Origin of the sequence: Corynebacterium sp. HMSC077D03 (assembly GCF_001808545.1) — a bacterium.
Taxonomy (GTDB): Bacteria; Actinomycetota; Actinomycetes; order Mycobacteriales; family Mycobacteriaceae; genus Corynebacterium; species Corynebacterium simulans.
In genome coordinates this window covers 1-5,035 of sequence record NZ_KV793659.1, presented here as the reverse complement: position 1 = coordinate 5,035, position 5,035 = coordinate 1, and the positions used below count along the sequence as shown (strand labels likewise).

Below are 5,035 nucleotides of genomic sequence, written 5' to 3'. Positions count from 1 at the left end.
TTGTGTGTGTTTGTTTTGGTCTATTAGTACCAGTAGACTTCACATCTTGCGATGCTTCCATGTCTGGCCTATCAACCCCATAGTCTTTAGGGGACCTCGAATGAAACCTCATCTTAAAACAGGCTTCCCGCTTAGATGCTTTCAGCGGTTATCCCTTCCGTACGTAGCCAACCAGCGATGCCCCTGGCGGAACAACTGGCACACTAGAGGTACGTCCGTCCCGGTCCTCTCGTACTAGGGACAGCCTTCTTCAAGTTTCAACGCGCGCGGCGGATAGAGACCGAACTGTCTCACGACGTTCTGAACCCAGCTCGCGTGCCGCTTTAATGGGCGAACAGCCCAACCCTTGGGACCTACTCCAGCCCCAGGATGCGACGAGCCGACATCGAGGTGCCAAACCATCCCGTCGATATGGACTCTTGGGGAAGATCAGCCTGTTATCCCCGGGGTACCTTTTATCCGTTGAGCGACACCACATCCACAAGTAGGTGCCGGATCACTAGTCCCGACTTTCGTCCCTGTTCGAGCTGTCACTCTCACAGTCAAGCTCCCTTGTGCACTTACACTCACCACCTGATTGCCAACCAGGCTGAGGGAACCTTTGGGCGCCTCCGTTACATTTTGGGAGGCAACCGCCCCAGTTAAACTACCCACCAGGCACTGTCCCCAACCCAGATCATGGGCCAAGGTTAAGGTATCCAATCCGATCAGAGTGGTATTTCAACAACGACTCCACCACCACTGGCGTGATAGCTTCACAGTCTCCCACCTATCCTACACAAACCGAACCGAACACCAATACCAAGCTATAGTGAAGGTCCCGGGGTCTTTTCGTCCTGCCGCGCGTAACGAGCATCTTTACTCGTAGTGCAATTTCACCGGGCCTGTGGTTGAGACAGCAGGGGAGTCGTTACGCCATTCGTGCAGGTCGGAACTTACCCGACAAGGAATTTCGCTACCTTAGGATGGTTATAGTTACCACCGCCGTTTACTGGGGCTTAAATTCTCAGCTTCGCCCATCAAAGATGAACTAACCGGTCCTCTTAACCTTCCAGCACCGGGCAGGCGTCAGTCCATATACATCAACTTAACGTCTTCGCATGGACCTGTGTTTTTGATAAACAGTCGCTCCCCTCTATTCTCTGCGACCCCACAACGCTTATCACCGCAAAGAGTGTTAACGCCATAGGGTCCCCCTTCTCCCGAAGTTACGGGGGCATTTTGCCGAGTTCCTTAACCACAGTTCACCCGAACGCCTTAGTATTTTCAACCTGACTACCTGTGTCGGTTTGGGGTACGGGCCGAGTATATACATCGCTAGAGGCTTTTCTCGACAGCACGGGATCACCAACTTCACCAATTAAGGCTACGCATCACGTCTCACCTAAAAGGATGCGGATTTACCTACACCCCAAGCTACACGCTTACACCAACAATCCACTAAGTGGCATGGCTACCCCACTGTGTCACCCCATCGCTTGAACCACACATCAGGCCCCACGACGCACACCAACCAACAACACAAAGTGTCATCGAAAAGTGCTTGTGGTGGTTAGTATCAGTGCTTTATCAGGGGCGCATATACTCGGGTACCAGAATATCAACTGGTTATCCATCGACTACGCCTGTCGGCCTCGCCTTAGGTCCCGACTCACCCTGGGAAGACGAACTTGACCCAGGAACCCTTAGTCATCCGGCGGGAAGGATTCTCACCTTCCAATTCGTTACTCATGCCTGCATTCTCACTCGCACACACTCCACGCCTCCTTACAGTAACGCTTCAACACGTGCACGACGCTCCCCTACCCAATAACAAAAATTATTGCCGCGGCTTCGGCGGTGTGCTTGAGCCCCACTACATTGTCGGCGCAGAACCACTCGACCAGTGAGCTATTACGCACTCTTTCAAGGATGGCTGCTTCTAAGCCAACCTCCTGGCTGTCTTCGCGATCCCACATCCTTTTCCACTTAGCACACCCTTAGGGGCCTTAACCGGCGATCTGGGCTGTTTCCCTCTCGACTATGAAGCTTATCCCCCACAGTCTCACTGCCGCACAACACATTAATGGCATTCGGAGTTTGGCTGACATTGCTAAGATTGTAGTCCCGCTCAACCAACCAGTAGCTCTACCTCCACCAAGCTAATGCGACGCTGCACCTAAATGCATTTCGGGGAGAACCAGCTATCACGGAGTTTGATTGGCCTTTCACCCCTACCCACAGCTCATCCCCGCAGTTTTCAACCTACGTGGGTTCGCGCCTCCACAGCATCTTACTGCTGCTTCACACTGGCCATGGGTAGATCACCCCGCTTCGGGTCCAGGACATGCCACTTGACACCCCATTAGGATTCGGTTTCCCTACGGCTACCCCACACGGGTTAACCTCGCGACATGCCGCTGACTCGCAGGCTCATTCTTCAAAAGGCACGCCATCACACACAAAAGGTGCTCTGACGGATTGTAAGCACATGGTTTCAGGAACTATTTCACTCCCCTCCCGGGGTACTTTTCACCATTCCCTCACGGTACTATCCACTATCGGTCACACTGAGTATTTAGGCTTACCGGGTGGTCCCGGCAGATTCACAGCAGATTCCACGAGCCCGCTGCTACTCGGGCAACTTGACAACCCCATCATCAATGTCTTCAGCTACAGGACTATCACCCTCTACGGCAGGCGTTTCCACACCACTTCACCTAACACCAACAACAAGACGCAACGATGGTAGTCGCTGCACATCAAGGCCCACAACACCGCACACACAACCCCTACCAAGTATCACATGCACACGGTTTAGCCTCATCCACGTTCGTTCGCCACTACTAGCAGAATCATTATTATTTTCTTCTCCTACGGGTACTGAGATGTTTCACTTCCCCGCGTCAACCCCCACAACAGCTATGAATTCACTGAAGGGTAACACTCCATAACAAGTGCCAGGTTTCCCCATTCGGACATCCTCGGATCAACGCTTAATTGACAACTCCCCGAGGCTTAACGCAGCCTTTCACGTCCTTCATCGGCTCAGCATGCCAAGGCATCCACCATGCGCCCTAAATAACGAACGCACAACCAACACAACAACAAGAACAAACAAAAAACAGCCTGTCCCTCACCATTGTGTCGGCGTGAACTACACAAAACACAAAAGAATAAAGAAATTACACACCCAAACAACCATGCCTATAAAAAGCACCATCATTTGGGGATGCTCGCGTCCACTATACAGTTCTCACACAACACCCCAACCACCAACAACAACCACACAACAAACCATGATTGCGTTAGCAACTAGGCAACACCAGGACAATAATGCCCCAGACACCCAACAATGCACCACGTACTTTTTCAAAAACCACACTGTGTATATAACGACTAATTACAACTGTTTAAGGTGTGTCTCCACCCGATTAAAAAATATCGTTGGCAGCACAACACATGTGCACTCAACCAACACACCCACAACTGTGGGCAAAATAATGCTCCTTAGAAAGGAGGTGATCCAGCCGCACCTTCCGGTACGGCTACCTTGTTACGACTTCGTCCCAATCGCCGATCCCACCTTCGACAGCTCCCTAACGAGTTTGAGCCACTGGCTTCGGGTGTTACCAACTTTCATGACGTGACGGGCGGTGTGTACAAGGCCCGGGAACGTATTCACCGCAGCGTTGCTGATCTGCGATTACTAGCGACTCCGACTTCATGGGGTCGAGTTGCAGACCCCAATCCGAACTAAGGCCGGCTTTCAGCGATTCGCTCCACCTCACAGTGTCGCTGCGCGTTGTACCGACCATTGTAGCATGTGTGAAGCCCTGGACATAAGGGGCATGATGATTTGACGTCATCCCCACCTTCCTCCGAGTTGACCCCGGCAGTCTCTCATGAGTCCCCAACCAAATGCTGGCAACATAAGACAAGGGTTGCGCTCGTTGCGGGACTTAACCCAACATCTCACGACACGAGCTGACGACAACCATGCACCACCTGTATAACGACCACAAAGGGAAACTACATCTCTGCAGCGATCCGCTATATGTCAAGCCCAGGTAAGGTTCTTCGCGTTGCATCGAATTAATCCACATGCTCCGCCGCTTGTGCGGGCCCCCGTCAATTCCTTTGAGTTTTAGCCTTGCGGCCGTACTCCCCAGGCGGGGCGCTTAATGCGTTAGCTACGGCACAGAAGACGTGGAAGCCCCCTACACCTAGCGCCCACCGTTTACGGCATGGACTACCAGGGTATCTAATCCTGTTCGCTACCCATGCTTTCGCTCCTCAGCGTCAGTTACTGCCCAGAGACCTGCCTTCGCCATCGGTGTTCCTCCTGATATCTGCGCATTTCACCGCTACACCAGGAATTCCAGTCTCCCCTACAGCACTCAAGTCAGCCCGTATCGCCTGCACGCCCGGAGTTAAGCCCCGGAATTTCACAGACGACGCGACAAACCACCTACGAGCTCTTTACGCCCAGTAATTCCGGACAACGCTCGCACCCTACGTATTACCGCGGCTGCTGGCACGTAGTTAGCCGGTGCTTCTTATACAGGTACCGTCACAAAAGCTTCGTCCCTGTCGAAAGGAGTTTACAACCCGAAGGCCTTCATCCCCCACGCGGCGTCGCTGCATCAGGCTTCCGCCCATTGTGCAATATTCCCCACTGCTGCCTCCCGTAGGAGTCTGGGCCGTATCTCAGTCCCAATGTGGCCGTCCACCCTCTCAGGCCGGCTACCCGTCGACGCCTTGGTAGGCCATTACCCCACCAACAAGCTGATAGGCCGCGAGCTCATCTTGCACCGAAAAAACTTTCCACAACTGACACTAAACAGCTGTCCTATCCGGTATTAGACCCAGTTTCCCAAGCTTATCCCGAAGTGCAAGGCAGATCACCCACGTGTTACTCACCCGTTCGCCACTCGAGTACCCCAGCAAGCTGAGGCCTTTCCGTTCGACTTGCATGTGTTAAGCACGCCGCCAGCGTTCGTCCTGAGCCAGGATCAAACTCTCCACAAAAAAATTTCAGCACAAAAGCCAAAAA

General features: G+C 52.9%; 2 rRNA genes. Both read right to left on the bottom strand.

The annotated features are described in order from the left end of the window. Window positions 1–4 precede the first annotated feature (4 nt). Window positions 5–3,071: ribosomal RNA gene (locus HMPREF2888_RS01750) — 23S ribosomal RNA — on the bottom strand. Between the two features lie 422 nt (window positions 3,072–3,493). Further along, window positions 3,494–5,010: ribosomal RNA gene (locus tag HMPREF2888_RS01745) — 16S ribosomal RNA — on the bottom strand. The 16S and 23S rRNA genes sit together here, the layout of an rRNA operon. Between the last annotated feature and the right edge of the window lie 25 nt (window positions 5,011–5,035).